Here is a 23761-nt window from a genome sequence, read left to right on the forward strand (position 1 = left end):
TCTTATGAGTAAAGTAGGTTTTTTTCGCTCGATTCACTTCAAATTGACCTTGATTTACGTGCTGCTGATCATCGTCGCCATGCAGATCATTGGCGTGTACTTTGTGAAGCAGCTAGAGCAGTCCTTAATTAATTCATATGATAATTCCTTGAATCAGCGAATCTACTCGTTATCGTATTACCTAGAACAAGATTCATCGAAAAGCAAGGCAGAATTAAAAGAGGATGCTCAAAAGATATTAAACGATTTTAACAACAAAGATGAGTCAAATGAAATCTCTGAAGTCAGCTATATTGACGAAAGCAGAGAGGTCATTGCCTCTGTCAATAACGGCAGCCAAGAGATTGCCGGCAAGAAAATTACTGATCAAATCATTAGCCGTATTTTTGCGGTTGGCAAAGACTATGAGAAAAAATTCTATGACCCTGAGTCAAATAAAAGGGTGCGTATTTCTGCGACAGCCGTAAAAAATGAGAACCAAGAGACCGTTGGTGTGATTTATGTTGTGTCTTCAATGGAAAGTGTGTTTAACCAAATGCGAACCATTAACACCATTTTGGCAACTGGGACACTGATTGCACTTGGGACGACTGCTCTACTTGGTATTTTCATCTTCAGAACGATCACTCATCCTATTTCAGATATGAGAAAGCAAGCGATCGAGCTTGCCAAAGGGAACTTCTCCAGAAAGGTCCGAAAGTATGGGCATGACGAGATTGGCCAGCTTGCGACAACCTTTAACCATCTGACGAGAGAGCTGGAGGAAGCTCAGCTGATGACGGAGGGGGAGCGGAAAAAGCTTTCTTCTGTCATTGCCTATATGACGGACGGTGTCATCGCAACGAATCAAAACGGTGCGATTATTCTATTAAACAGCCCTGCATTAGAGCTGTTAAATGTTTCACGTGAAACAGCACTAGAGATGCCGATTACGTCCTTGCTTGGCTTAGAGGAAACTCATACATTTGAAGATTTAGTCGAAAATCAAGATTCCATGCTGATAGAAATTGAACGCGAAGACCAGCTGTCTGTATTGCGTGTTAATTTCTCCGTTATTCAGAAAGAGCATGGGAAAATTGATGGCTTAATTGCGGTCATTTATGACGTCACAGAGCAGGAGAAAATTGATGCTGAGCGTCGTGAATTCGTCGCGAACGTATCGCATGAGCTGCGCACACCGCTGACAACGATGCGAAGCTACCTTGAGGCACTGGCTGAAGGTGCGATTGGTGATAAAGAGCTTGCGCCAAGATTCCTTAGTGTCACACAAAATGAAACTGAGCGCATGATCCGGCTTGTCAATGACCTGCTGCAGCTGTCTAAGTTCGACAGTAAGGATTATCAATTCAACCGTGAATGGACGAACTTTATCAGGTTTATCTCGCTTGTCATTGATCGTTTTGAAATGACGAAGGAACAGCATGTCGATTTTATCCGCAACCTGCCGCAGCGTGAAGTATATGTCGAAATCGACCAAGATAAAATTACACAGGTGCTCGATAATATCATTTCCAATGCCATGAAATACTCACCAGAGGGTGGACACATCACGTTTACCGTTGATCTGGATGAAGAGAAAGGCCTTGTGTTATTCAGCGTGAAAGATGAAGGAATCGGTATTCCGAAGAAGGATATGGATAAAATCTTTGAACGTTTTTATCGGGTAGATAAAGCAAGAACAAGAAAGCTTGGCGGAACCGGCCTTGGTCTTGCGATTGCAAAAGAAATGGTACAGGCTCATGGCGGAGATATTTGGGCTGACAGCATTGAAGGAAAAGGGACAACGGTGACCTTTACCCTTCCGTACAATGAAGAACAAGAGGATGATTGGGATGAAGCGTGAGACCTTTAAAACCATAATATTGACAATCCTAATTGCGATCAGTCTTGTATTTACGTGGAATATCTGGATGTTCCAGCCCGTCATGCAGGATCAGGCAGATACCGGCACAAAAGTCGTGGAAACGAAGAAGATTTCAAGCGACGAGCCTAGAAGTCTCATTGATGTCGTGAAGCCGCGCGAGATGTTCATCCATTCAAATGGAGAGCATTTTAAAGTGGATCAAAAGGAACTCTTTCAAAACTTTTGGAATGATGTGAGCCTTTGGGATGTCAAAGAGATTAATGATGTGTCAGATCAATATTCCGAGCAGAAATTTAAGAATTTCTTCTATGGACGCGAAGGACAAGGGAAGACATTGGACCTTGTATTCAATGATCCGATTCCGATTGATATTTTCCAAGCGCTCTTTAAATGGCCGAACAAGTCCATTGAATACAACTCGTTTGATCGGATGATCGTGCCGTTCTCCCAGCAGGATAAGGCCAATAAAAAAGTGTATTTGGTCTCATACAGCAAGGAGACGGTGCTTGAGCTGACAATTGAGTCCGCCAACTACCGTAATCTAATGGACAGTATCGCAGCCGCTCAAAACGAGATGCCGCGCTATGATCTTTATACATTCTCAACGAATTCTAAACGAGATTTCCTTCTTCCGAGAAAGCAAAAGCAGCTTGAAGCAAAAATGTTCTTTATCGAAACGATTAAGACAAACAAATTCAAAGACGCTTTGTTTACGGACCCGAGCCTTGTTGGTGAGGAATCTAATTTAAACCGGACGGTGTACACAGATGGCACAAGCCGCCTTGAAGCCAATCAAAAAGACCACCGCATTCAATATCAGCACCGCAATATCAATTCCAGCACTGTTTTCCAAACGGGGGATTTGATTAAGCGAAGCGTGAAATATTTCAATGATACGGGAAGCTTTACTGATGACTATCAATACTTTGGTATCAACAGCAACCAGCAGCTGTCCTTTAATATGTTTATGGACGGTCTGCCGATCGTCAACAGTACAAAGCATCCATTTGGGATGACCTCCCTTGAAGTCCAATGGGCGAATGATGACATTTTGAGTTACAAGCGACCAAACTATATTCTTGGCAATAAAGCGAGTCAAAGTGAACAGGTCAAGCTGATGAACGGGACAGAGCTGAAGGACTTGATCATCAAGCAGACGAAATATGATGACCTGGAGAAAATTGAACAGATTTTCCCTGCATATCAAGCTGCTTCAACTACATCAGATCAAGATCAAGCAATGTTTGTCTGGCTGGAGCCTGTATGGTGTATGAAGTATAACGGCAAAACCGTGATTCTATCGAATGATCTTTTGACAGAGGGGAGCGAGAATCATGGAGTGGAATAAGACCAAAACGATCTTTATCCTAGCCTTTCTCGTTCTCGATATCTTTCTAGGTTTTCAATACTTTGAAAAACGGTCAACCGATCATTTTGCGATTATCGAAAAAACGGATACGCTGGAAGAAATGAAGGCAGACGGGATCAAATATGGCAATCTATCAGATGAGGCGAAGATTGGATACCGCATTACAGCTGAAAAGAAGCAATATACAAAAAAAGATGTCGACGGATTAGCTGATCAAAAGGCGAAAAGCACATTCCCGAAAACAGACAAAGATGATCCTGTTACGCTGCTTGAAATGACCTTCAACAAGCCTGTTGCCTTGCCGAAAAAGGATATAAAAACAGCGGCGACGAACCTTGTGAACCAGCGTTTGCTGGATGGGAAAAATTATAAGCTGTGGAATATAGATGAAGAGACAGGGAAAATCGTCTTTTTCCAAACGTATAAAGGGAAATACATCTTCCAAGAAGGTCTTGATGACACCGAAACCATCGGGCAAATCACCTTAAATCTCAATGATCAAAACGAAGTCGTCTCTTATCAGCAGTCGATGGTGACATCGATTAATGAAGTGAGAAAAGAAACCCTTGTCCCAGCACTTGAAACCGTGAAGGACTTATATACGCAAAATATGCTGAGCCAAAATACGACCGTGAAAAAGGTAGAGCTTGGCTACTATACGCAATACCCAGGGGCAAGCACGCAAGTCATGGTTCCTGTATGGCGGTTGGAGCTTGAAGGCGTATCGGCAGGTTCAAAGAAAAAGACAGAAGAAGAATATTTGATCAATGCTATTGATGGCTCAACACTTGATCATATAGAGAAAGATGACAAATCTTCAATGGAGTGAGAGAACATGAGCTTGCAGTTCAGTGTACTAGCGAGCGGAAGTACGGGGAACGCTTTTTATTTAGAAACAGACGAGCATGCCTTTTTGGTGGATGCTGGTTTAAGCGGCAAACAGATGGTCGAGCTGCTTGGTCAAATCGACCGCAAGCCTGAAGACTTGGACGGTATTTTTGTGACACACGAGCACTCCGATCATATTAAAGGGCTTGGTGTCATGGCAAGAAAGTACAAGCTTCCTGTCTATGCAAATGCGAAAACATGGAAAGCAATGGAGTCTCATATCGGAAAGATTGATACAGAGCAGAAATTCCATTTTGATATGGAGACCGTTCAATCCTTTGGCGGTCTTGATGTCGAGTCATTTGGCGTCTCACACGACGCGGCAGAGCCTATGTTTTACGTGTTCCATTATGGAGGGCGCAAACTTGCCCTCATGACAGATACAGGCTATGTGAGTGACCGTATGAAAGGCATTATTAAGTCAGCCAATACGTTTGTGTTTGAGAGCAATCATGATGTCGGGATGCTGCAAATGGGCCGATACCCTTGGAGCATTAAGCGCAGAATACTGAGTGATGTCGGACATGTATCAAATGAAGATGCTGCTCTTGCGATGACAGATGTCATTGGAGATGCCACCTCACGCATTTATTTGGCTCACTTGAGTCAAGACAACAACATGAAGGATTTAGCCCGTATGGCGGTCCAGCAGACGCTTGAAATGAAGGGCTTTGTTGTGGGGGACGGCTTTGATTTATTTGATACGGACCCGAAAAAAGCAACCCCGCTTTGCGCCGTATGATTTTTATAAACGTATGATTAAGATAAGAGCTTCTTACCAACACTATATACATCATCTATTCACTGAAAGGAAGGAAACATAGTGGATTATCGCGATGTAGAGTGGAAGCCGAGACGAAGCAGAAAAGGATATTTTCTTTCTGGTTTGATCGGTGTATTGGTAGGAGCTTTTTTAATGGGATTCTTTTTCCCCTATGTATCTGGACAGAGCGGCAGTCCCTTTGGATGGCAGCAGAACGGTGATGGACAAACATCTCAGGGTCCTTTAAAGACTGTGAATGTAAACGTCAATGATGCTGTCACGAAAGTCGTGTCTAATATGTCAGATACGGTAGTCGGCGTCATTAATATCCAAAAGTCGAGCTTTTGGGAGGAAGGCGGAGAAGCAGGCAGCGGGTCAGGTGTGATCTATAAGAAAAAGGGTGACACGTTTTATATTGTCACAAACCATCACGTCATCAAAGGCGCCAACCAGCTTGAAGTGAGCCTTCATGACGGGACAAGAATTAGTGCCAATCTTGTCGGCAGCGATCAGCTCATGGATTTAGCAGTTCTCACTGTCAAAAGTGATAAAATCAAGAAAACGGCAGCCTTCGGTAACTCAGATCATGTGAAGCCGGGTGAGCCAGTCATCGCCATTGGAAATCCATTAGGGCTTGAATTCGCAGGCTCTGTCACACAAGGAGTCATTTCAGGCACGGAGCGAGCGATTCCTGTTGACTCAAATGGGGATGGACAGACGGATTGGAATGCAGAAGTACTGCAAACAGACGCCGCCATCAATCCTGGAAACAGCGGTGGTGCCTTGATCAATATGGACGGAAAAGTAATTGGCATCAACTCAATGAAGATTGCTGAATCAGAGGTAGAAGGAATCGGGCTGTCTATTCCAGCGAATCTGGTCATCCCTGTCATAGAGGATTTAGAGCGCTACGGAGAGGTAAAGCGTCCGTATCTTGGCGTCGGCATGAAATCATTAGCGGATATTGCGAGTTACCACTGGCAGGAAACATTGAAGCTGCCCTCCAAGGTCACATCTGGGGTTGTTGTCATGAGTGTTGAGCCTTTATCTCCAGCAGGAAAAGCGGGACTAAAAGAGCTGGATGTCGTGACCTCCTTTGATGGCAAGAGTGTACAGAATATCGTAGATCTTCGTAAGTATTTATATCAAAAGAAGGTCGGCGACAAGGTAAAGGTGCAGTTTTACCGAAGCGGAAAGAAAAAATCAGCAGAGATCAAACTTTCTCAAACCGACCGATATGGCGGCTAACCAGTTCCAGCAAGGGACTGGTTTTTTTTGCATGCTCATCATATGATAAAGGAAAGGGGGGGGTACGATTGATTACACTACAACCAATGTCGCAAACCGATTACGATGCATTGATGGAGAAGGACATTCAACGGTACGCGGAAGAAAAGGTACTCGCAGGGACATGGGTGAAGGAAGAATCCCTTGCGAACGCAGAAGAACAATTTGACAGGCTGCTTCCAGAAGGCCTTCAGACAGAGCATCATGAGCTGTGGAATTTCTTAAACGGAGATGAAGCGATTGGCTGGGTTTGGCTTTGCTATGACCCGAATCACCCACAGCACGAAGCATTTATTTATAACTTTATTTTGTTTGAAGCTTATCGAGGAAAAGGCTTTGCAAAGCAGGCCATTGCTGCATTAGAGGAGCAGGCAAAGTCATTAGGTGTGCAAAAGCTCTCGCTCCATGTCTTTGCTCACAATCAAATCGCCCGTTCGCTGTACGAGAAAACAGGATTTGCAGAAACTAGTATCTATATGAGTAAACCTTTATAAAAAAGAAGAAGTACCGTGCAGAAAGCGTACGGTACTTTTTTAAGAGGACATCATGGCATCCTGAGCTGTGACTCTGTATAAATCGACTTTGCATTTCACGAAAGCGCGAATGATCGCTGGAACTTGAGCTTCTGAACGAATTAACAATGAGGTCTCGTCATCACTGATCACAAGATCTGTTCCGACAGTTTGTAGGTACTGCGTCAGAACAGGTTTCACCTCATCATCAATCCATGCATGCTTGAAGGTTGCACGTATGTTTGAGGATGTGATGGTTTTTTCTTGAGGATGAGTATGTGGGGACACTAATTTTCCTTCAGAAATGAACGCAGTTTTGGTACAAATACTATTGGTGAACCTTGGGCGGTCAGCTGTTAAAAAGACGGTTTTTCCTTCATCTTTTAATGCTTCAATGACCTGCTGGATGTGCAAGATCGAATCTGCATCAATATCGGCAAAAGGCTCGTCGAGTAAAATAAATTCCGGCTGATGGGCGATGGCCTGCGCCATCCCGAGCCGTTTCTTCATACCAGGTGTAAAGGCACCGACCTTCTCCTGATGATAGTGATGTAAACCGACAAATTCGAGCAGTTCTTCATAATCACTCGTTTTCTGGCGTGTTCCGGTAATTTTTGATAAATAGGCAATATGCTCAAGAGCTGTAAGACCTTCATATAAATCCGTATATTCAGGCAGAACACCGATATGCTGTCTCGCTTTTTTTAGCGAAGGCTTATTCATCACTGTAAACGTACCAGAGGTCGGGCGGGAGATGCCGGTAATGATATTGAAAAACGTCGTCTTACCAGACCCCTTTGGTCCAATGAGTCCGAAGATATCGCCTTGATTGACATGAAGGTTAATTTGATCTATCGCGACTTTTGTACGATATTTTTTTGTGAGCCCTTTTGTATGAAGCATCTACACATCCCTCCTTTGAAACAGCAGTGCAGTTCCAATGAGTAAGATAACTGTCAATGCCGTGTTCATTAGGACATAGGTCAGCGGTTCACTCCAGCGCGCATAATAATAAGGCGTCATATATTGGAACCAATGAATCATTCGTTCTGAAGAAAGAACAGAAACCATACTGACGATTGGGAAAAGAAAGGAAAATAACATGCCGACAAACATTGATTTCTGCGGTGTTGGAAAGAGCATGGACAAAAATAAAGCACATGAGATACCGACACTGATAAAGGTTAAGATTTTTAAGGCATCTGAGAACAGAAAACGGTGTGAAATCACCATATTCAGGACGTATGTCGTCATAATACAGCTAAGCCAAAACAGCATCAGTCCAAGATATTTCCCGATGATAATGTTCAAACGGGTTGTTTTACTGACGAGAAAACGAATGGTTTTCAAATGAATCTCGCGGCTCAAAATATCATGAGACAACAAAAAAATAAGGAAGAAACCAAATAAAAAAATCACCAGTTCATTCCCAATAGAATAAGGATCCTTTGCCAGCTCCCATTTTTCCTGATGAGCAGCGATAAACGGAAGACTCGAAACAAAAGTAGATAAAATGAAAATAATAACAATTGTTAAAATAGATTTTGTGCTTTTGAAGAGCTGCTTAAACTCATTCATACAAATGGTCCACACATGCTGTACCTCCCTTCACCTTTATTATACCCCTAGAAAAGAAAGAGACCATATCTTGCTCTTTAACATTTGTTTAAATTTCATAAAAAGAAGACTCTTCCAGCACCAGTTGACTTATTTTTAAAAATGTTCAGAAAAATATCTTGATTTATCAAAAAACATCATGTATGATAGCTTTAATTCAAGATAGTTATACAGGCAATGACGAGAGAAAGTACAATCATCAATTTTTCCACAGAGAGCTTCGGCAGCTGAAAAGAAGCAAAAATAATGATTCGAAAAATGGTCTCTGAGCCTCGTGCTGAACATATCTATGATATTAGTAGGTGACGACGAGAGTTGGTACTCGTTATCAAAACCACAGTATATGAGCCAGATTGGAGCTTTGTACTTGTAGAGGCTGTTTAGCGCGAGCAAACAGTAAATAAAGGTGGTACCACGAGACAAATACCTCGTCCTTATGATTCAAAGATAAGGATGGGGTATTTTTTATTGTCCACTTTTTTCATACAATTGTTCAAATGTTCCACGTGAAACACCACATCCATTTTTTCAAATGAAAGGGAGATTGACATGAGTGAACATGCATTGGTTTTACAATCAGATTTCGGCATTGATGATGGAGCTGTCAGTGCAATGTACGGAGTGGCAAATACGGTCAGCAGCAGCATCCGCATTTTCGATTTAACACACAATATTCCGCAGTATGACATTTGGGAGGCATCTTATCGCCTGCTTCAAACCGTCACATACTGGCCGGAAGAGACAGTATTCGTTTCTGTCGTTGACCCGGGCGTTGGATCAGAGAGAAAAAGTCTTGTCATCAAAACGACAAGTTCACACTATATTATTACCCCAGATAACGGGACACTCACGCACGTCGCGCAGGATATTGGCATTGTGGAAGCCCGTTATTTAGATGAAACCATTAACCGGCTGCCAAAGTCGGGAAAATCACATACATTCCACGGGAGAGACATTTACGCTTATACAGGGGCGAGAATTGCATCAGGTGTGATTTCTTTTGAAGAGGTTGGGCCAAAGGCGAATATTGATGATATTATCCATCTGCCAGTCGTACAGGCTTACGCGGAAGAAGATGTGATCACAGGCACGATTGATATTTTAGATGTGAGGTTCGGAAACCTTTGGACAAACATTCATCACACGCTATTTGAACAGCTTTCAATTAATTATGGGGATGCAATAGAAGTTACCATTGCCAACGGGCCAAAAAATGTGTATAAAAATATCATGACCTATGGACGATCTTTTGCCGACTTAAAGGTAGGCGAACCACTCGTATATGTCAATTCACTCGACCATTTAGGCGTGGCGATCAATCAAGGGTCATTTGCAAAGGCTTATAACATCGGTACAGGCACAGGCTGGCGCCTTTCGATTCGCAAAGCTCCGCGCATTATATACGAATAAGAGGAGGATACATCATGGCAGGAAAACAACTTTCAACGAAAACTGTCGTTGCTATTGGAATTGGCGCAGCCGTCTTTGTGATTCTAGGACGATTCGTCTCTATTCCAACTGGAATTCCGAATACACAAATTGAAACCTCATACGCATTCCTTGCATTAATGGCCGTGCTATTTGGTCCTGTTGCAGGCGCACTGATTGGTTTTATTGGCCATCTCATTAAAGATGCGACCACATTTGGCCCTTGGTGGAGCTGGATTATTGTATCGGGTGTGGTTGGTTTATTGATTGGCTTTATTTCTAACCGTTTAAAAGTAGAAGAGGGAGACTTCGGCTGGAAGAAAATCACGCTCTTTAACGCCGTACAAGCAGGCGCACAGGCATTAGGCTGGTTTATCATTGCTCCTGTTCTTGACATTGTGATCTATGCAGAACCTGCGAACAAAGTGTTTGTTCAAGGCATTGTGGCAGGAATTTCAAACATCATCACAGTTGGTGTACTAGGAACCATCATCATTGCAGCTTATGCGAAAACGAGAAGCAAAAGCGGCAGCCTATCGAAAGAAACATCATGAAGCAAGGTGGAACACATAAATGAAGAAACCGATGATTCAATTCGAACATTTCGGATTCAAGTATCGCAGTCAGGCAGAACCAACATTAAAGGATATCAACCTGACCATCTATGAAGGAGAAAAAGTTCTCATCGCAGGCCCGTCCGGATCGGGAAAAAGCACACTAGCCCATTGTATCAATGGGCTAGTTCCTGCGTCTTATAAAGGTTCTATGGAAGGAAGTCTTCACATCGGCGGGAAAAATGCAGAGATAGAGAACATTTTCTCCCTCTCCCAGCTTGTCGGAACGGTGCTTCAGGACCCCGATGGACAATTCATCGGGCTGACCGTTGGAGAAGATATCGCGTTCACGCTTGAAAATGATCAAGTCACACGCGAAGAAATGAAAACACGTGTCGAGGAAGCAGCTAGATTAACAGAGGTAGACGGCAAGCTGGCATCATCCGTGCATGAGCTGTCAGGCGGGCAAAAACAACGTGTCGCCATTGCGGGCGTACTTGTCAACGATGTCGACATTTTACTGTTTGATGAACCACTTGCAAGCCTTGACCCCGCAACAGGCAAAGAAGTCATCGACCTTATTGACCGGCTGCAAAAACAAACGAAAAAAACCATCGTGATGGTTGAGCACCGATTAGAGGACGTCCTCTTCCGTCATGTGGACCGCATCATCGTTGTCAATGAAGGAAAGGTTGCAGCGGATATGACCCCAGATGAACTGCTCGCCTCAAATGTTTTAGAAGCGGCTTATTTACGTGAGCCTTTATATGTAAAAGCTATGAAATATGCAGGCATTCCGATTGAAGCAGGAGATCAAATTGCGAATTTACAGCATCTTACCTTAAATGATGAGGAAAAAATGAAAATCGAGCAGTGGATGGAAGCGTCTGAGCCATCAGTCGAGCAGAATACAGCAGAGGATTTACTAGAAGTGCGCGAGCTGAGCTTTGACTATCCAACAAGACCAAATACGCTGAGCAACATCTCTTTTACTGTCAAAAAAGGAGAAATGATCAGCATCGCAGGAGCCAATGGTGCAGGCAAGACGACATTATCTAAGGTGCTTTGTGCATTTGAAAAGCCAACGAAAGGCTCAATTCTTTTAAATGGTGATGACATCACAGGAGATACGATCAAACAGCGCTCCGAACGAATCGGCGTCGTCATGCAAAACCCAAATCAAATGATTTCAAAACAAATGATCTTTGATGAAGTTGCTCTTGGTCTCGTTTTAAGAGGTGTAAAGGAAGAAGAGATCAAGGAACGGGTGGAGCGGGTCTTGAAAGTATGCGGGCTGTATCCATTTCGGAACTGGCCGGTCTCAGCCCTCAGCTTTGGGCAGAAAAAACGCGTCACCATCGCGTCTATTCTGGTTTTAGAGCCAGAAATCCTCATCCTAGATGAACCAACAGCAGGACAGGACTTTAAACATTACACAGAGATGATGACGTTTTTAGAGCAATTAAATCAGCAGGGTGTCACGATTTTCATGATCACCCATGATATGCACTTGATGCTCGAATACACCACAAGAACCATTGTCATTTCTGATGGAGAAAAAATCGCAGATGATAGACCAGCCAAAGTGCTGACAGATCAGCTGCTTGTCCAAAAGGCGAGCTTAAAGGAAACGTCGCTGCATGAACTGGCGCTGAAAGCAGATTGGCCGAATCCAAATGAACTCGTGGATCGCTTCATTGAGGTTGACAGAAAGGAACGAATGACATGGCTGTAGACATGCTGTCCTATATCGATCGCCCGTCACCGATTCACCGGCTGACAGGTGCAACCAAACTCATTTGCTTTATCCTCTGGTCATCCGCAGCGATGCTCACGTATGATACAGGCGTATTAGTCTTTATGTTAGCCGCCAGTATCGTATTCTTTCAGATGTCGAACGTACGATTTCGTGATATTTCCTTCGTGGTGATTGTCCTGGCGATTTTCCTAGTGATCAATAACATCGCCATTTACATCTTTGCACCCCAGCAAGGTGTCGCCATCTACGGAGCGAAACACGAACTGTTTCATATTGCAGGATGGTACAATGTCACACTTGAACAGCTTTTCTATCAATTGAACATTACGCTAAAATATGTGACCGTGATGCCAGCAGCGCTTTTATTTATTGTGACAACAAATCCAAGTGAATTCGCCTCATCTCTCAGTAGAATTGGGGTCAGCTACCGGATTTCGTATGCTGTAGCGATTGCTCTTCGTTATATTCCAGATATTCAGCGGGATTTTCGCACGATCGCGATTTCTCAGCAAGCAAGAGGCATTGATTTATCGAAGAATGAAAAGCTGGGGAAACGGATTAAAAATGCGCTGTCGATTGTCATGCCGTTGATATTTTCTAGCCTAGAGCGGATTGAAACGATCAGCAATGCGATGGAGCTGCGCGGATTTGGAAAGCATAAAAAGCGCACATGGTTTACGGCAAAAGACTTTCAAAAAGCAGATTATGCGGCGTTATTGTTTGTAGGTGTGGTGCTAATCGTGTCGCTAGTGATTACATTTGTTAGAGGAACGAGATTTTATAATCCGTTTCTATAGAAGGAAGCCTTCACAGGAGTGGAGGCTTTTTTGTTTGGTTTGTGGATAAAAGGTGGAGGAAATGGTAAAAGACTATTAACATGTGAATAAATCGGTTATATTGGACAATGAGCGAAACACTTGTGAATAACCAGAGAACTTATTGGAGGAATCAGAAACTTATGAACAAAACATTTTATGCGTGTGCAGAACACATAGAAACCGTATTAGACATGTACATAGATGATCATGAAACGCCGCCGGAATTCAGAAAAATCGAACATACACACAGTTTATCCACAACCTGTGAATTGTGCGATGAACCTGCAATATATATAGTGGGGAACGAATGATCGGACACAAAATACACAAATTTTATCCACAATTGTTGATAACTTATATGAATAACTTGTTCTTAAGGTGGGGATGACCTGTGAATATATCAATTATCACAGTAGGAAAATTAAAAGAGAAATATTTAAAGCAAGGCATAGCCGAATATACAAAACGATTACAGGCTTACGCAAAAATCGAGATCATTGAGCTCGCGGACGAAAAAGCACCCGAGAATCTCAGTGATCAAGACATGAAAATCATCAAAGACAAAGAAGGCGAACGCATCCTAAGCAAAATCAACCCAGACGCCCACGTCATCGCCCTCGCCATCGAAGGAAAAATGAAAACTTCCGAAGAATTAGCCGATACAATAGATAAGCTGGCAACATACGGAAAAAGTAAAGTATGTTTCGTCATAGGCGGATCCCTTGGCTTAAGCGACGCTGTGATGCAGCGCGCGAATGAGAAGTTATCGTTTTCGAGGATGACGTTCCCGCATCAGTTGATGAGGTTGGTGCTGGTGGAGCAGATTTATCGGGCGTTTCGGATTGTTCGGGGGGAGCCTTATCATAAGTGAATTAGTTATTTCACTAAAGGATATTGAAAAATAGTATATAAGTGAGGATGTTTTCAATGAATGTACAAGACATGAAAAAAATAATCACTGCATTTTTTAAAAGTAGAGAAGTACTTTGTTCAGAATTAGGGGAAATTAAAATAAGAGAAAAGATTGGTGAGGGAGGAAATGCTCTAGTTTACAACGCAGAATTCGGAAGTAATGAAGTTGCTTTAAAAGTATTGGCAGAAAAAGTTGATTCATCTAAATACCAAAGATTCATAACAGAATTTAGAGAAATAGTGCAGCTAGCAGATACTAAAGCAGTTGTACCTATTTATTATTTTGGACATTTAGAAATTCAAGAACTAAAATTTCCATATATAATAATGAAAAAGTTCCCTTATACACTTAAAACTTGGAGTAGTAAAAACCCTGCTCAAAACTATGAGACTTTAAGAAATATGTTTACAAATATGTTGGATATACTTTTCATTATTCACAATAAGGGTATTGTACATCGAGATTTAAAACCAGAGAATATCTTGGTTACAGAAAATGGTGAAATGGTATTGGCTGATTTTGGAATATCATGGTTTGATCCAGAAATATATGAAAGATTTGTACATACTAAAAAGGGAGATAAGATGGCAAATTTTGATTTTTCCGCTCCTGAGCAGTTTAGAAAAGGTAGCCAACCTCATCCTTCTATGGATTTATTTGCTCTAGGTCAAATTATCACTTGGTATATTACAGGCGGAGTTGCAAGAGGAAACAGAACACCATTATCAGAGGTTGACTCTTCTTATTCATTAATAGAACCAGTTATAAGTAAAATGCTTAGTCGTAATCCAGAAAATCGACCTCAAAGCGTTAATGAAGTGTATGAATTAATTTGCAAAACTGCTCAAGAAAAGGATGAGAATACAAAACAAAATAAAGAAATCGATAGAGTGATAGGTGAATTACGAAGGTTTAACGATACTTTATTATGTTGTTTTCCGGGAAAAAGAGGAATTATTGAAACTGAGGATAAAGTTAAGATCAATTCTATAATAGGCGAAATAAACAAGCTAATTGAGGAAACAAATTTATGGTGGACACAGGGAAGAAGTAATATGCCAATAAAAAATAGGATTGAAAAAATAAATGCAGATACTTTATTAATGGATTATACAGAAATGCAAATCGAAAAAGTATGGGCTTTAAAAAACTCAGCTTCATATGATCATCAATTTTTTGTTTTAAAGACAAGAGCCATGCCTAGTTTCGAAATATATGACGAAGATAATGCTTTTAGGAGGGAAGAAGCTGCGTGGTTCAATGATAGATATATTAGTAGAGAAGAATATGATGATGGTGTTGCAGATATTGACGGTAAAAGTGTTTGGTTAAATGGCAAAGCTCAACTAAGAGTTAGAAATCTACAAGAAGAATATTATTTCATTGGTACACAGTCTCATCCTATTTTATTAATGGAAAATGAGGAGATAGTAACTGCAGTATATGAAAACCTCATTGAAACAGATTCATTAACAGATAATGATATCCATGTACTTTCTAAACTGAGAAGGCATCGGATTTCTATTATGACAAGTTAATTTGCATCAGGGGTATTTATTTTGAAATCTATTGATGAAACTTAAAATATTTTCTGATGCTAGTAATAGCCCTCAGTTCTTTTAGTGTTTTCATAACCTAATTATAGGAATCATCCTTACTCTGAAATGGCCATTTTATATCGTATAAAGGGATACAATAACCATTATATATCAGCGATTCAATCGGAATTTCAAACAAAGAATATTCCTTACAATTGGATAACTGAAAATGGTGCAACAAAACATAAATTCAATCCAGAGGAAGAGACAGTCAAAATTTGTTCTCTCGATAGTAGTAAAGGTCTCGACTTTCAATCAGTTTTTATCGTGAAAGCTGATCTAATGCCATTAAAGTATGAACAGGATCAAGAAAAAGAAGTGTCTTTAATGTATATAGGAATGACTCGTGCTAAAGAGTACCTATCAATATCTTATTCAGGTGTTTCATCGTTTACTAAGTATTTTGAAGATGTAAAGGGTAAAGAGCCGATATTAGACTATAAATAAAATTCGAAGCTTATAAGAGTTTTGTTTATTGAAGTGGTGTGTCTAGGAGTTTTTAAATATGAGGAGATGAATTTATTCATCTCCTCTAGCACATCCCATAAGTTCCTATTGTTTCTCTTTTACCAGCTTGATGGTAAGAAAGAAAAGAATGAATAACATAAAATAATTCATTGGATTTTTAAATATGCTCATCTCTAGTGAAATCTGTAATAGAATCCAGAGAAAAAAAATAATTAGTATAGATGGTATGATGATTTTATACACCATGATCACCTTCCCTTTAGGATAAAAAGAGAGTACCCTTTTTGCACTTCATTAAAAACAAGATGCAGCAGCTCCTGTCATTGCTCCACCAACAGTACCTGTGATTGCACCAACTGCACCAGCGCCTACAGTTCCGATACCAGGTATCGTGACAGTTCCTACAGCAGCACCAGCAAGACCAAGTGTACCACCTCCGGTTACTGCCCCACCACTAGTACCTAGAATACATTTTCCAACAGATTGAGTACTGATCTTTCCGCTTGTTTTTTCACTCACAACTTTAATTAAAATCCCATTTTTAATTTTTTCATAATGCAAAGTAACAGGATGATCGTTTTTATCGGTCGATGTTTTAGGAAGAACTTGTTTTTCATTCGTTATTTGATCTTCCAATGTCGTATTTCCTTTAGAATCGATATGAACATCAGCATGATCGAACGTCATCTTTAATTCACTATCATTAAGGTTCTCCACTTTATATGTGGCTTGTGACTTTGTGGCATTTGCATCTTTAGGTGAAATAGGGAGAGCTACGGCGCTCATCAGAAATAGAGAGGCTGCCAATTTGATTAGGGTGCTTTTTAATTTAATATTCATCACTTATCATCCTCCTTTGGATGCCATACTAACATAGCTATACACGCTGTTAAATGATGAAAGGATAAAATAAGTAAATAATAATGTTTTAAATGAAATGTAATAATGACTTTTTTCTTATTTTTTATAAGTTTATTATTTAAAGATTTTCTTTATTAAATATCGTATTATATTAAATGAAAGCAAATATTAAAAACATGAAAACATTGTAGTAACAACATTCACTGATCATATTCTTAGCAATAAATTACTTAAGGAGACTTCCATGAGTTTCAAAGCTGACTTTAAACGTGAAATGCGTAACTTAATAAAAGACTTAGAAAAAGAAATAAATAAAACATGGAAAATTGAATATAAAGGGCATTCTATAGAAATTACAAACCAAACAAAAGAAGAGCAACTAATCATTGATGGCGTGACAGTTGATAAAAAGCAACGAAAAAGTGTATTGTCTCATATAATTCCATATTCAAAATTATCGGGGATATTGAAACTTCATGATGGCACTAAACACAAGGTTTCCGTTAAACTTGGCGGTTATGTACGATTTCGTTGTATTGTGAAGGTAGATCATGAAACGATGTTAGATGATTCAATGAAGATAGAATTTCTACCATGGGATCATAAAGAGAAAATCGTTCCCTTTATTCAACAACAAATTCAAACACATCATAAAATAGTAGATGATCGTTTACCCGATGAAGATTATTTATTTGACGAAAATGAACCACGATTGGCTCCCGGTTTATCTGATTATTATGTAGATGAACGACCTGCCCCTTTTTATGTGAAGAAATTATTGAAGCTTTTTGCAAAACAACTAAATCATCCTACAAATGAAACAAGAAAGAAAACATATGAAAAAATCATTTCTAACAATATGGCGAGTCGCAACCGTGAGTTAGTTGACCGATTTCAACAAACACAATGGGATGAGTCTCTTGTACAGCAAGAAGCGTTATGGCTTCTTGAACATGCGGCACATCGGGAGGTAGTCAAATTTGCAGTTATGATACTGGGATGTACGAACTGTGAAAAATACAAAGAGCTTTTATTCACAATCGGTATGCATGAAGAATTTACTTCTTATGTCGTGTTTGCATTGAAGAATGGCACAATTCAAGGAAACGAACTTGTTTGGCGTCTTGCAAAGTCCGTTGATGGATGGGGAAAGATTTCGGCTGTTGAGCAATTGGAAGCATCGATTCCAGAAATAAAACGATGGTTACTAACAAAGGGCTGCGAAAATACAATCATGAATGAATACTTAGCCTATACTTGCGCTCTTAAAGGTGATCTGGAAACAGCTTTATCCAAAGATGAAATTACCAAAGAAATATATGATGGAGCGAGCCTCATCATTCAAGCACTATTAGAAGATGAGGTTTCTATCTATGGAATAGAAGAGTATCCAAATGCAAGCGCAGTTCTCTGCCGTTTTATTCACCATGCTCATAAGCACTGTCAAACAATTGAGGACTTTTACCCAATGATGAAAATAAGTGAGTTTTTAAGTGATGATCAAGAGATTTGGGAAGATCGATTGAATGACTCATGGACACAGGACGATTATAAGGCTGTCCAGGAAGCGGTTCAACCGTTTATCAATGACAGTAGATGGCCAAAGCTTGCAATCGATACGTTAAAACAGGGTTTTAGCTCTCAAGCACTTAAAATCGCTCTCTTTTATCGTTTAGATGTGATTGAGCATCTATTTGCTTTACTTGAGAAAGATCAGACAAATAGTGAAATATACTTTGCTGTAATGGACACAAATCATCACCCGCATATTAGAGAGCTTTGTACATTTGCAGAAACACATTTATCGTTATCAAGTCTTTCAGATGATGAAGTGGCTTGTCTACAATATATTGTGCAAGATTTATATGAACACGAAGGTGTAGGATTACCATTGATTCAAGCTGCACTTAGATCAGATGATGGAAATTTAATTTATCATGCATTAAGTGTATTAAGGGAATGGTCTCCTTCGTATGCGCAGCAAGCGGCCACAAGGGAATTGATTGAAATGCTTTTCTTGAAGACGAAAGATAAAGAAGATCGAAAGTTAGCCAAACACTTATTAAAGAAATAAGATTTGATTTGTCATCAAACAACGACTTAATGATAAAATCTAAAAATATTAGAAAGCAGGCACACCATGCACACAATCAAAAATAGGCCAAACCTTCTCCTACATCACACCAGTATCACTCACCGACCGCCCCATCCTAGGCATGGTCGAAGGCACTAACAAAACATTAATGATCGATGCTGGCAACTCAGAAGATCATGCCAAATACTTTATCAAAGAAACTTAAAAACACGAGAACACCAAGCCTGATCTCGTTCTCCTCGCGCATTCGAATTGGGATCATATTTTTGGTTTGCCTGCGCTGCCTGATACGGTTTCAATTGCTTCTGCAAAGACCAGAAAGGAAATAGAGAAGCTTGTTCCGTTTTCGTGGTCAGATGAGGCGATCACGCTATCCAACATAAAATAATATTTTAAGAACCTTGGTAGATAATAACCTCATTTAAAGGCATCACGGTGAGCCTTATCATAAGTTAGTGAGGGGTGAGAAGGCTAAATTTAGCTGTACAAGCAGCAAAAAAGTACTCAAATCCTTTTCCATCAAACATCTCCATTGCACCAGAATAGAAGATATAACCACCCCGCAAAAAAAACACGATTAAGCCTAAAGCGGCGAGAATGACCTAGGAAAACAGAAAGTTGTAAGGGATCTCAAACAACACATGTTGACATATCGTTATTTATCGATATAATGGTCTGTATGGAGCCAATAGAAGTTTTCAAAGCCTTATCCAATGAATCAAGATTGCAAATTTTACAATGGCTAAAGGAACCTGATCGTCATTTTACACCCCATGAAGGGATTGATATGAATACTACAGGGGTATGTGTTAGTCAAATAACAGATAAATTGAAAATGACGCAATCAACAGCATCTCAATACCTTTCAATTTTACTACGAGCTGGATTAATTACGACAGAGCGTATAGGTAAATACACGTATTATAAAAGAGATGAAAATGCCATAAAAAAAATTGCTGAGATTCTAGAAAAAAATATTTAATAAATGAACTGAATTCATACATCAGAATTCAGTTTCATTTATTAAATACAAATCGACTTATCGTAATATGTTTTTTTGTCCATACATATTAACAATTCTAGATATGTAAATGTATTATATATAAGGAGTGATCTACATTGTCAAACACTGTAAAGATTTACATTTTAGCTATTGTCAGTTTTTTAGTTGGTACATCAGAGTATATTATCTCTGGTATTTTGGATAATATTTCTGAATCATTAGGGATTACGATAGCTGCAGCCGGCCAGTTAATTACGATTTTTTCTCTTGTGTATGCCATCTTCACCCCATTATTAATGGCTTTAACATCGGGAATGAATAAACGCAAGTTAATGTTATTTTCACTTAGCGTTTTTATTTTAGGTAATATTCTTGCATTCGTCCTCCCTGGGTATCAATTATTTATTGTGTCAAGAATTATTATGGCTCTTGGAGCGGGGATGGTCGTAGTTACTGCATTAACAATTGCTGAAAAAATCGCACCAAAAGGTAAGCAAGGTACAGCTATTGCTACAGTAGTAATGGGATTTACAGCATCATTGATTATTGGAGTCCCACTGGGCAGGATGACTAGTGATTTCTTTGGTTGGAAAGCTGTATTTGGAGGAATAGCCTTACTCGGATTATTAGCTATGGCTATAATTTCTCTTACGATTCCAAAAATCCAAGGGGATAAACCTGTACCTTTAATTCAACAACTCGCTCTTTTTAAAAAACCAAAAGTAGTATTGGGATTAGCCATCACCTTTTTCTGGCTTGGTGGTTATTCAATTGCCTATACCTATTTATCCCCTTACCTTTTAAATATATCAGGTGTAAGCAGCAAATTGCTGAGTGGAGTTCTCCTCGTATTCGGGATTGCTAGTCTAGTTGGGTCAAAGTTTGGTGGATTTAGTACCGATCGATGGGGTGTGAATTTTACTCTGATTAGTGGAATGACATTACATGTCATCATGCTCATATTGCTCTCACTAGTGACGCATTCTTATGTTGGAGTATTGCTCATTTTAATATTATGGTCATTTGCTGCATGGTCTTCTGGCCCGACTCAACAATATCACTTAGCTACAATGGAGCCAAATTCATCAGGTATACTATTAGGTCTCAATCAGTCAATGATGCAATTGGCGATGGCTGCAGGTGCAGCCATTGGAGGTATCTTTGTAGAGAAAGTTTCTCTATCTTCCGTTACTTGGGCAGGTGCTTTAGGCGTTGCAATCGCGATCATTGTAACAATATTGGCTTCGCGTGCTACTTCGAGTAATGAAATTCGATATACTTAAACAGTAGAACGATGGGAAAAATCGTGATTCAATTTAAAATATAATGACAGAAAGTAGGAAGCACCTTTGCACTCAATTAAAAAAATAGGTCAGAGTTTTTGGTACATCACACCAATATCACTTACCGACCGCCCCATCCTAGGCATGGTCGAAGGCAATAACAAAACCTTAATGATTGATGCTGGTAACTCAGAAGATCATGCCAAATACTTTATCAAAGAAACCTTAAAACACGAGAACGCCAAGCCCGATATGGTTGTCCTCACGCATTGGCATTGGGATCATATTTTTGGTCTGTCGGCGCTGTCTGATTCGGTTTCGATTGCTTCTGCACAGACAAGAAAGGAAATGGAGGAGCTTGTTCCGTTTTCGTGGTCAGATGAGGCGATTGATGAGCGGGTGAGGGAAGGAACGGAGATTGAGTTTTGCGCGAAGGCGATAAAAGAAGAATATCAGGATCATCGAGATATTCAGGTGGTTTTGCCGGATGTGACGTTTGACCAGCGGATGGAAATTGATCTTGGCGGGGTTACTTGTGTCGTGCAGCATGTTGGAGGCGATCATGCTGCTGATTCAGTGATCGTGTATGTGAAAGAAGAGAAAATCCTGTTTCTTGGTGATTGTATTTATCCGAAAATGTATGCCGAAAAAGTACATTACACGGTGAAAGAAATATTGCGTCTTTTAGATGAGTTAGAAGCTTTTGATGCCGATACGTATATTCCTTCACACCAAAGACCGTGGACAAAAAAGGAGTTTCGTCAGGAAACAGACAAACTTCGGATGATAGCGAAATTCACTGATCAATGTGGTGGAGATAAGCAGAAAATCACGAAAGAATATCAACATTACGTGAACAGAGAACTGAAAGAAGATGAATTAGAAACCATTGCTTACTTTGTAAATGGGTATTAAACAAACACTAAAAAAGTCTCATTTGAGTGATTTCCCTCAAACGAGACTTTTTTTGCATCACGTATTGTGACAGACTTATTTTTAGCATTGATAATAAAAACAATCCCCAAGTAGGCTTGAGTTTTCCTTATTAGGAGGTAAAAAACAGATGGACAAAATAACTGACCCATACGACACTTTCAAAACCAAAATATCCACGTATCCAATCGAACAAAATCATTGGCAAGCCTTCAAAGATGGAACAACGATTAAACAATTAAAAGCGGGTACATGCATGATCAAGGCTGGCGATCCGGTGAAGCATGCTTATTTTTGCATAACGGGGCTCTTCCGTCTCTTCTATTTGTTACCGGATGGAAGGGAGTACAACGTGGCTTTTACGTTGGAAGATGATTTTGCTACTTCTTATGCAAGTATGATCAACAGGCAGCCTTCTCCTTATTCGATTGAAGCGATGGAGGATTCTATCGTGATTGAAATTCCGTATGATCTGCTTCAATTGTTGATGGACAGAAGTCATATGTGGGAGCGGTTTGTTCGGGTTAGTGTAGAAAGGCTGTATACGAGAAAGGAAGAGCGTGAGAGGGAACTGCTATATTTGCCAGCCATTGAGCGATATCAGGCGTTTTTATTGAAATATCCCGGGTTACATCAACGTATCGCTCAATATCATATTGCCTCATATATCGGTATTTCTCCGGTTTCGCTGAGCAGGCTGCTCCATCCTGCTGAACATTAACCTATGTTAATGCACATTCTCTAGATCTGACGTACAATCATCACATCATAGAAGAATCGGGGGTATGATGGTGAAATATATGATGGTTGTTTTATTAGAGTTCTACCCATCTTGGCTTGCTTTATCACGAGAGGAGCGCAGAACCCATGCGGCTTCGCTGCAAGAGTTGATGCAGAAATATGAGGAACATGTGACGGTGCGCTTTTTTGATGCTGAAGCTCTTCCAGGCAAGGATTACACAGATTTTGTGATGTGTGAAACGGATGACCTGAAATTCTATCATTTTATGTGGGAAGAGATTAGAGATTCTATCCCTTACACAAGTGGTTATGTCAAAATTAAAGAGGTCATCATGGGCATGGAAGATGCTTTTCAAACATATGAAAAGGAATCTCTGAAAATGGATTAGTAATCGAAAACCACCTGCTATCAGGTGGTTTTTTGTACATTCTATTTTTTGGTATAATCAGGGGTAAGGTAAGAACGGATAAATTTTTGAACTGAATCGGAGGTACATATGAAACAGCTTTACATGAAGCAGAAAGTATTTAGTCTGAGCGGCAGATTTACGGTAAAGGATCAGCAGGAGAACGATGTGTATGTGGTTGAGGGCAGCTTTATGAAGATGCCGAAGACGTTCACCATTTTGAATACAGAACGAGATAAAATCGCTATGATTACGAAGAAAATGTTTACCTTTTTACCAAAGTTTTTAGTAGAAGTTAATGGTCAAGAGGTATTGACGATTAAAAAAGAGTTTACGTTCTTTAAAGCAAAATATTCAATTGATGCTGCTGGGATTGAAGTGCAAGGTAATTGGTGGGATATGAATTTCCAGGTGCTCCAGAACGGCGAAGTAATCGGTCAGGTGAAGAAGGAATGGTTTACTTGGGGTGACAGCTATAAGGTTGATATTTTGAAAGAAGAGATGGAGCCTGTGATGATTGCGCTCGTTGTTGCGATTGATTGTGTGAAAGCTGATGAAGCAGCGTCTAGGTCTTCGTCGTCGGCAACGACGAATTAATAA

25 protein-coding genes and 1 other annotated feature are annotated in these 23761 nt (G+C 40.2%); of the genes, 21 read left to right on the forward strand and 4 right to left on the reverse strand.

Features of this window, described 5'->3' with window-relative positions; genetic code table 11:
* Nucleotides 1-4 precede the first annotated feature (4 nt).
* The 6 genes from walK (at nt 5) to JVX94_RS15005 (ending at nt 6665) form a co-directional block, all read left to right on the forward strand.
* Nucleotides 5-1843 carry a cell wall metabolism sensor histidine kinase WalK gene (gene walK, locus JVX94_RS14980; RefSeq protein ID WP_024424029.1) on the forward strand — a complete coding sequence of 613 codons (1839 nt, stop codon included), beginning with the start codon at nt 5-7 and terminating at the stop codon, nt 1841-1843.
* The gene (yycH, locus tag JVX94_RS14985) at nt 1833-3212 is read left to right on the forward strand and encodes a two-component system activity regulator YycH (RefSeq protein ID WP_203129085.1); all 1380 of its coding nucleotides are present in this window, start codon (nt 1833-1835) and stop codon (nt 3210-3212) included. Before walK ends, yycH begins: the two co-directional genes overlap by 11 nt.
* Complete coding sequence (locus JVX94_RS14990; RefSeq protein ID WP_111292028.1) at nt 3199-4062, forward strand: two-component system regulatory protein YycI; 864 nt, start codon at nt 3199-3201, stop codon at nt 4060-4062. Before yycH ends, JVX94_RS14990 begins: the two co-directional genes overlap by 14 nt.
* A gap of 6 nt (nt 4063-4068) precedes the next feature.
* Nucleotides 4069-4863: an MBL fold metallo-hydrolase gene (locus tag JVX94_RS14995; protein ID WP_024424026.1), complete on the forward strand. Its 795-nt coding sequence runs from the start codon at nt 4069-4071 to the stop codon at nt 4861-4863.
* Nucleotides 4864-4941: 78 nt separating this feature from the next.
* Nucleotides 4942-6132: a S1C family serine protease gene (locus JVX94_RS15000; protein ID WP_377969777.1), complete on the forward strand. Its 1191-nt coding sequence runs from the start codon at nt 4942-4944 to the stop codon at nt 6130-6132.
* A 68-nt stretch (nt 6133-6200) separates the two neighbouring features.
* Nucleotides 6201-6665 (forward strand): GNAT family N-acetyltransferase, encoded by a 465-nt coding sequence (locus JVX94_RS15005; RefSeq protein ID WP_144471599.1) that lies wholly within the window; start codon nt 6201-6203, stop codon nt 6663-6665.
* Nucleotides 6666-6704: 39 nt separating this feature from the next.
* On the opposite strand, the gene JVX94_RS15010 is transcribed toward JVX94_RS15005, so the two are convergent.
* Together JVX94_RS15010 and JVX94_RS15015 are read right to left on the reverse strand one after the other, a co-directional pair.
* Nucleotides 6705-7586, reverse strand: coding sequence for an ABC transporter ATP-binding protein (locus JVX94_RS15010; RefSeq protein ID WP_205183614.1), 882 nt, complete (start codon nt 7584-7586; stop codon nt 6705-6707).
* Entirely contained in the window at nt 7587-8276 is a 690-nt protein-coding gene (locus JVX94_RS15015; protein ID WP_095410005.1) for an ABC transporter permease, read from the reverse strand. It lies immediately after the preceding gene.
* 192 nt (nt 8277-8468) lie between these two features.
* Nucleotides 8469-8739 (forward strand) — a binding site (T-box leader).
* Between the two features lie 110 nt (nt 8740-8849).
* On the opposite strand from JVX94_RS15015, the gene JVX94_RS15020 reads away from it, so the two are divergent.
* From JVX94_RS15020 to JVX94_RS15055, 8 genes are all read left to right on the forward strand, one after another.
* Entirely contained in the window at nt 8850-9710 is an 861-nt protein-coding gene (locus JVX94_RS15020; protein WP_111292031.1) for an SAM hydrolase/SAM-dependent halogenase family protein, read from the forward strand.
* Between the two features lie 14 nt (nt 9711-9724).
* Nucleotides 9725-10282 carry an ECF-type riboflavin transporter substrate-binding protein gene (locus JVX94_RS15025; protein WP_024424020.1) on the forward strand — a complete coding sequence of 186 codons (558 nt, stop codon included), beginning with the start codon at nt 9725-9727 and terminating at the stop codon, nt 10280-10282.
* A gap of 19 nt (nt 10283-10301) precedes the next feature.
* Nucleotides 10302-12017 carry an ABC transporter ATP-binding protein gene (locus JVX94_RS15030; protein WP_205183616.1) on the forward strand — a complete coding sequence of 572 codons (1716 nt, stop codon included), beginning with the start codon at nt 10302-10304 and terminating at the stop codon, nt 12015-12017.
* On the forward strand, nt 12008-12838 hold the full coding sequence (locus JVX94_RS15035; RefSeq protein ID WP_095410003.1) for an energy-coupling factor transporter transmembrane component T family protein: 831 nt from the start codon (nt 12008-12010) through the stop codon (nt 12836-12838). Before JVX94_RS15030 ends, JVX94_RS15035 begins: the two co-directional genes overlap by 10 nt.
* A 161-nt stretch (nt 12839-12999) precedes the next feature.
* On the forward strand, nt 13000-13170 hold the full coding sequence (locus tag JVX94_RS15040; protein ID WP_065215011.1) for a CxxH/CxxC protein: 171 nt from the start codon (nt 13000-13002) through the stop codon (nt 13168-13170).
* Nucleotides 13171-13250: 80 nt separating this feature from the next.
* Nucleotides 13251-13730 (forward strand): 23S rRNA (pseudouridine(1915)-N(3))-methyltransferase RlmH, encoded by a 480-nt coding sequence (gene rlmH / locus JVX94_RS15045; protein ID WP_034621943.1) that lies wholly within the window; start codon nt 13251-13253, stop codon nt 13728-13730.
* A 56-nt stretch (nt 13731-13786) separates the two neighbouring features.
* Nucleotides 13787-15310 carry a serine/threonine-protein kinase gene (locus tag JVX94_RS15050; RefSeq protein ID WP_205183618.1) on the forward strand — a complete coding sequence of 508 codons (1524 nt, stop codon included), beginning with the start codon at nt 13787-13789 and terminating at the stop codon, nt 15308-15310.
* A 126-nt stretch (nt 15311-15436) separates the two neighbouring features.
* Complete coding sequence (locus JVX94_RS15055) at nt 15437-15817, forward strand: 3'-5' exonuclease (protein WP_240193770.1); 381 nt, start codon at nt 15437-15439, stop codon at nt 15815-15817.
* 105 nt (nt 15818-15922) lie between these two features.
* Here JVX94_RS15055 and JVX94_RS15060 read toward each other — a convergent pair whose 3' ends face one another.
* Nucleotides 15923-16081, reverse strand: coding sequence for a hypothetical protein (locus tag JVX94_RS15060; protein WP_205183619.1), 159 nt, complete (start codon nt 16079-16081; stop codon nt 15923-15925).
* A 51-nt stretch (nt 16082-16132) separates the two neighbouring features.
* A complete protein-coding gene (locus JVX94_RS15065) occupies nt 16133-16678 on the reverse strand; it encodes a Pathogenicity island protein (protein ID WP_205183620.1) in 546 nt (181 codons plus the stop codon).
* A 265-nt stretch (nt 16679-16943) separates the two neighbouring features.
* Between JVX94_RS15065 and JVX94_RS15070 the strand changes: the two genes are divergently transcribed.
* The 7 genes from JVX94_RS15070 to JVX94_RS15100 all read left to right on the forward strand — a co-directional run bounded on the left by JVX94_RS15070 (nt 16944) and on the right by JVX94_RS15100 (nt 23758).
* Nucleotides 16944-18773, forward strand: a complete 1830-nt coding sequence (locus tag JVX94_RS15070) for a hypothetical protein (RefSeq protein ID WP_205183621.1) — start codon at nt 16944-16946, stop codon at nt 18771-18773.
* 700 nt (nt 18774-19473) lie between these two features.
* A complete protein-coding gene (locus JVX94_RS15075; RefSeq protein WP_025093701.1) occupies nt 19474-19776 on the forward strand; it encodes an ArsR/SmtB family transcription factor in 303 nt (100 codons plus the stop codon).
* Nucleotides 19777-19913: 137 nt separating this feature from the next.
* The gene (locus tag JVX94_RS15080; RefSeq protein ID WP_205183622.1) at nt 19914-21080 is read left to right on the forward strand and encodes an MFS transporter; all 1167 of its coding nucleotides are present in this window, start codon (nt 19914-19916) and stop codon (nt 21078-21080) included.
* A gap of 66 nt (nt 21081-21146) precedes the next feature.
* A complete protein-coding gene (locus JVX94_RS15085) occupies nt 21147-21995 on the forward strand; it encodes an MBL fold metallo-hydrolase (RefSeq protein WP_205183623.1) in 849 nt (282 codons plus the stop codon).
* A gap of 148 nt (nt 21996-22143) precedes the next feature.
* Complete coding sequence (locus tag JVX94_RS15090) at nt 22144-22734, forward strand: Crp/Fnr family transcriptional regulator (RefSeq protein WP_205183625.1); 591 nt, start codon at nt 22144-22146, stop codon at nt 22732-22734.
* Nucleotides 22735-22804: 70 nt separating this feature from the next.
* A complete protein-coding gene (locus JVX94_RS15095) occupies nt 22805-23143 on the forward strand; it encodes a darcynin family protein (protein WP_205183627.1) in 339 nt (112 codons plus the stop codon).
* A gap of 108 nt (nt 23144-23251) precedes the next feature.
* A complete protein-coding gene (locus JVX94_RS15100; protein WP_048238286.1) occupies nt 23252-23758 on the forward strand; it encodes an LURP-one-related/scramblase family protein in 507 nt (168 codons plus the stop codon).
* Nucleotides 23759-23761: the final 3 nt, after the last annotated feature.

It is taken from the genome of Bacillus sp. PDNC022 (assembly GCF_016919285.1).
GTDB classification, from domain to species: Bacteria; Bacillota; Bacilli; order Bacillales; family Bacillaceae; genus Bacillus; species Bacillus safensis.